The sequence below is a fragment of the Vibrio sp. M260118 genome (assembly GCF_036533755.1).
In the GTDB taxonomy this organism is placed as follows: Bacteria; Pseudomonadota; Gammaproteobacteria; order Enterobacterales; family Vibrionaceae; genus Vibrio.
In genome coordinates this window covers 1-3,967 of sequence record NZ_JATABG010000328.1, presented here as the reverse complement: position 1 = coordinate 3,967, position 3,967 = coordinate 1, and the positions used below count along the sequence as shown (strand labels likewise).

The following is a 3,967-nucleotide window of genomic DNA, read 5'->3' as shown; positions in this document are numbered from 1 at the left end:
TGACGAGCAATTTCTGAAATCAAAACAAAATAGCCGTCTTGATTTTGTACATAAGGCGCATAGCTAACGTTTGGACGACCATTTTCGTCGACGGTCGCCAATTGCAGAGTGCGTCGCTGTTGGCGAAACTCTTTTATTTCAGGTTCAAGACGCCCTTGTAGACGCTCCTGCTTAACTTGCTGATCCATATTGAGGCTCCTTCACTTTCTCTTATTTTATAGTTTTATTTACTTGCTGAATTCTTGTTGCCATTGCTTGAAAGTCGCCACCTGCGATTCAATCAGTTCGCGCTTGTCATTACGACCTAGATAGATCTTGAAGATGTTGTTTCCGTCAGCACTAAAAAAACCAAAGTAGTGACTTTCACGTCCCATAAACGGCTTACTAACTAGGGCAATGTTCTTAACGTTGTCGAGCTTAAGATGGCCATGCAGTTCACCTTCACGCCCCATAAGGTTGTAGTAACCACGTGCGACCTTGCCCTTTGGAAATGGTGCTTTTACTTCGAAAATTGAACCAAATGAATGAACGATAGTAGTGACCGGTCCAAAGCCAACTAAGCTCTCCAAGATATGCTGAGCTTGCTCTCCTTCGACTAGCGCAATCATCTCGTCAGGCAAAGCCGAGACTGCTTCAAATTCCGAGATATTAAGTTTTTCTGCAATAGCTGCTGGGAGTAGAGTAGGTTCTTGCTCAATAAGTTGAGCAACCTGCTGTTTTAATGCTTCCATATTTTTTCCATTTACATCGCGACTGATTTAAGCGCGTTTTTTTCTTGATACGTTGAATGTAGTACTTGAATACAAGCTTGAGCGAGGCTTACCGCCCAAAATTGACCTGCTAAGGTTAAAGACAAATAATCACTCTCAACCTGAACTAGCCCTTTTTTCTGCCAGTGATTGAACAAAGGCGATAAGAAATCGAATGAAGATGAGCCTAAAAAATCAGGCATAGCAGCACGTGACACCACTCCGCGGTCAAAGCCAGACTTGAGCACAGCAAAAATAGGCTCTAAGGCATTCTGTTTGGTCATCATTGCCACTAAAGAGTCACCAGATTTCATCGCGTTCATGTAGGTTTCTAACGTGCGATGGTTCATCATGCCATAGCCACCAATATTGCCCCCGGCACCACAGCCAATCGGCAAAACCTCAGCATAAGTTTTTGCCAGTGAGTTGTATTGACTGCGCTCACGGTTATCTCTCGCCCAATGGTTAACACTCAGTTGACGCAAGTGGTGCTGTTTCATGAACACTGAACCTAACTCGTACATTGATGCTTTGTCTGGTGTTGTAGCCGGCGCAGGTATCCTGCCCTTATCAACCAAATTGAGCATTGGCGCACTACCACCGACGACCAGTTGATACAAATCTAACCCATGAGCGCCGGTAGACATAAAATCAACTAAATCTTGTTCAAACACATCTAACGTTTGATAGGGCAAACCATAGAGTAGATCTAGAATGATTGGCGCTTGGTCAGTCGCACTTAAAGCGCTAACGCGTTCTAATACGACCTCTCTGTCATCAAGGCGTTTCGCACCGCGTCTAACTTGAGTATTAAAACTCTGAATACCAAATGAGAACCGATTAAAACCACCTTCTAAAGCACGCTCAAACATTTCATCGCTAAAGCGGTTAATACGACCTTCTAGAGTGATCTCACAATCCGTCGAGAGAGGAAAACGTGCCCGAATGGCTTTGCCCAGCCTTTCAATTTGCTGTGCAGAAAGATCGGTTGGAGTTCCACCTCCAATGTAGACAGCGTGAAACGTTCCCGATTGCGTCCACGCTAGTGCCGCTTTTTGGTCAATCTCTCGCATCAAAGCTTCAAAGTAGTCGTCAACCAGTTTACGGCTTGCTGCATTTTGGAAGAAATTACAGAAGGTACAACGGACACGACAGAAGGGGATGTGGATATATAAGCAGCGCTTATCGCTTTTTGCTCCAGGCGACGCATAAAGGCGTCTTAATGTTTCAGCTTTCTGCTCGGGCATTAAAGGGGCTGCCATTCCGCCAGCATGCGCTGAAGCTTTGTTGGCAAATGCGAATCGAAGAGGATCGGGTGTGTCCGCCGCCAAGATAGATTCATCAAATTTATAAATATCAAGCATACTATCAATCTCTCAGCGCTTATCAGCTCTAGCCTTGCGCTAAATTCTCAAAAACTGGAACCGATCATAGTTTGAGCTTAATGATAATGCAATTGATAATTGATCTTATTTGTATTGTGGGTAATAATCCTAATCCGTCTGGCAACCGCTAACACCCATCGAGGGTACATCGGGAAGCAAATATTAATTCTATGCGGTATATGGAGAACTCAAGTGAACGTCAAGCGATACACCATTGCTGGTAGCATTTCCTTAGCTATTCATGCGGCATTCGTGTTTATTGCACAAGAACCCAAAGCCTTCGCTATGCCTGCTGGAGCACAATCAAATACAGTATCCATCAACTTTAAGACGATGGCGCCCCCCTCTGCGTCCCCTGCAGAACAAGCAGTCACAAAGCCGGAGCCGGTACCAGAAACTAAACCGAAAGAGACGCAGCCTGAACCTAAGCAGGTCGTAAAAAAAACAAAACCAGTAGAAAAGAAAGTCACTAAGAAGAAACCTAATGTAGAAAAAAAAATCACTAAGGCTAAGCCTGTAGTGCATAACAAGCCGACAACTGAAACGCCAAAAGAGAAGCTCGAACAAAAGGTGGCTGAAACCAAGCAGATAACGCAGCAGGAATCGCCAGCTCAACCCAAGCTAGTCAACCAAGGAGCAAGCTCTCAACCTGTTATGGTCACTCAACCATCGTTTCTCTCTCGCCCTACCGCTCCCAAGTATCCAAGGCTGGCAAGAAAGCGCGGAGTAGAAGGTACCGCTATCTATGAGATATGGTTGGATGAAAATGGCGACCAAGTAAGACAAGTACTTATTTCATCTTCAGGGGCAACCATGCTTGATAAATCAGCTCTAGAGGCTATCAAGAAATGGCGATTTTCTCCCCATTCAATAAATGGCCAAACCATGGCCCATAGAGTTCAAATTCCCGTTCGTTTTAATTTGGATCGATAATGGAACAATTACACCAAATACAACAACAGTTAGGTTTGATGGCTTGGCCACTGATCATCTGTTCGGCGCTAACATTGATGATTATTGCTGAGCGTCTTTTTCAAGTACTCATTAGTTTAGGGGTTGGTAAACGGGCAATACGCAACGAGCTAAAAAAAGTGAGCCCAACCGACAGTAAGCAAATTGAAGCACTCGCTGAGAAACTCTCTCCTCGTCGCCCACTACTTTACAAAGGCGTCGCGATGTTGCTAGCTCACCACTCATTTGCCAAGACATTGCGCGAAGATGCCGCCGGCATGTGGTTACAAGAGAAGCGTCATCAACTTAATTCAGGCTTAAGGCTATTAACACTGATTGGCGTGATAAGTCCGCTAATTGGATTACTGGGGACAGTATTAGGCCTGATTGAAATGTTCAAAGGTGTTGCGGCATCGTCGGGTAATATCACGCCAAATGATCTCGCAGATGGACTAGGTCTGGCGATGAGAACCACCGCCGCAGGTCTACTAATCGCACTACCAGCCATAGCCGGATCACAACTTCTTGGCCTGTGGGCGGACAAGGTTATGGCGAAGTTAGAGCACACTCTCAATTACGTAAACTTGTGGCTTGAAGGAATTAGCCTTCAGCACGTGTCGCCAGATAACGTCGAAACTACACATTCAACAGTCGATCTGGCGACTGAGGCACGTTCATGATCAAGGTTAAACAGGGTGAAAATCGCTTCGGGTTGACCCCTGATCTGACACCTCTGCTCGACATCATTTTTATCGTGATGGTGTTTCTCATGCTGACCGCAGCCGTAAAGCTCGACTCGCTGGAAGTAGATCTGCCAACCACTGATTCTCAAGTAGTCTCAGAAGTGGATACTAAATCTCTCACCATCAACATCCTAGAAGC

General features: G+C 45.3%; 6 protein-coding genes. 3 read left to right on the top strand and 3 right to left on the bottom strand.

Translation table 11 applies throughout. The features are described 5' to 3' along the window. The 3 genes from QTO00_RS16010 to hutW all read right to left on the bottom strand — a co-directional run. On the bottom strand, positions 1–188 hold a 188-nt coding region (locus QTO00_RS16010), incomplete at its 3' end, for a pyridoxamine 5'-phosphate oxidase family protein (RefSeq protein ID WP_331425682.1). Between the two features lie 39 nt (positions 189–227). After that, complete coding sequence (gene hutX / locus QTO00_RS16005; RefSeq protein ID WP_331425681.1) at positions 228–731, bottom strand: heme utilization cystosolic carrier protein HutX; 504 nt, start codon at positions 729–731, stop codon at positions 228–230. Positions 732–742: 11 nt separating this feature from the next. After that, the gene (gene hutW, locus QTO00_RS16000) at positions 743–2,113 is read right to left on the bottom strand and encodes a heme anaerobic degradation radical SAM methyltransferase ChuW/HutW (protein ID WP_331425680.1); all 1,371 of its coding nucleotides are present in this window, start codon (positions 2,111–2,113) and stop codon (positions 743–745) included. A 213-nt stretch (positions 2,114–2,326) separates the two neighbouring features. Between hutW and QTO00_RS15995 the strand changes: the two genes are divergently transcribed. The 3 genes from QTO00_RS15995 to QTO00_RS15985 form a co-directional block, all read left to right on the top strand. Then, positions 2,327–3,067 (top strand): energy transducer TonB, encoded by a 741-nt coding sequence (locus tag QTO00_RS15995; protein ID WP_331425679.1) that lies wholly within the window; start codon positions 2,327–2,329, stop codon positions 3,065–3,067. Next, on the top strand, positions 3,067–3,765 hold the full coding sequence (locus QTO00_RS15990) for a MotA/TolQ/ExbB proton channel family protein (RefSeq protein ID WP_331425678.1): 699 nt from the start codon (positions 3,067–3,069) through the stop codon (positions 3,763–3,765). Before QTO00_RS15995 ends, QTO00_RS15990 begins: the two co-directional genes overlap by 1 nt. Beyond that, positions 3,762–3,967 (top strand): ExbD/TolR family protein (locus QTO00_RS15985; RefSeq protein WP_331425677.1); only part of this gene is annotated, 206 nt, incomplete at its 3' end. The genes QTO00_RS15990 and QTO00_RS15985, both read left to right, overlap by 4 nt.